This is a genomic window from Paenarthrobacter sp. NEAU-H11, assembly GCF_050573415.1.
Classification (GTDB): Bacteria; Actinomycetota; Actinomycetes; order Actinomycetales; family Micrococcaceae; genus Arthrobacter.
Map to the genome: position 1 here is coordinate 1 of NZ_JBNZGA010000036.1, position 755 is coordinate 755.

Genomic DNA, 755 nt, shown 5'->3' on the forward strand with positions numbered 1-755 from the left:
GTGCCCTGCATTGAACGGAACGCGATCGCGGCGGCGAAGGCGATCAACGCGGCGAAGATGGCGCTCTGGGGCGACGGCTCGCACCGGGTTTCGCTGGACGAGGTCATCGTGACCATGCGGGAGACCGGCAAGGACATGAGCTCCAAATACAAGGAAACGGCCATGGGCGGCCTCGCCGTCAACGTCGTCGAATGCTAGTCGAATGCAAAAGGAAGAACACTAATGACATTGGCACCTGAAGGCCGGAAGCTTTTGCGCGTTGAACAGCGCAACTCGGCTGTCCCGGTGGAGCGGAAGCCGGACTGGATCAAGGCCAAGGTCCAGATGGGCCCGGAGTTCGTCCAGCTCAAGAACCTGGTCAAGAAGGAAGGCCTGCACACGGTGTGCGAGGAGGCCGGCTGCCCCAACATCTTCGAGTGCTGGGAGGACAAGGAAGCCACGTTCCTGATCGGCGGGTCCGAGTGCACCCGGCGGTGTGACTTCTGCCAGATCGATACCGGCAAGCCCTCCCCGGTGGACAGGTTCGAACCCACCAAGGTGGCCCGCTCCGTCCAGGCCATGCAGCTGCGCTACGCCACCGTCACCGGGGTGGCCCGTGACGACCTCGAGGACGAGGGCGTGTGGCTGTACGCCGAGACGGTCCGCAAGATCCACGAACTGAACCCCGGCACCGGGGTGGAGCTGCTGATCCCGGACTTCTCCGGCAAACCCGAACACATCGAAGCGATCTGCGACTCCAGGCCCGAGGTCTTCGC

General features: G+C 63.7%; 2 protein-coding genes. Both read left to right on the forward strand.

The features are described 5' to 3' along the window. Positions 1 to 198, forward strand: a 198-nt coding sequence (locus ACQ3DC_RS21045) for an L-serine ammonia-lyase, iron-sulfur-dependent, subunit alpha (protein WP_430753131.1), incomplete at its 5' end; no start/stop codon positions are given. Positions 199 to 222: 24 nt separating this feature from the next. After that, positions 223 to 755: lipoyl synthase (locus ACQ3DC_RS21050; RefSeq protein WP_430753132.1), on the forward strand; the 533-nt coding region annotated here is incomplete at its 3' end.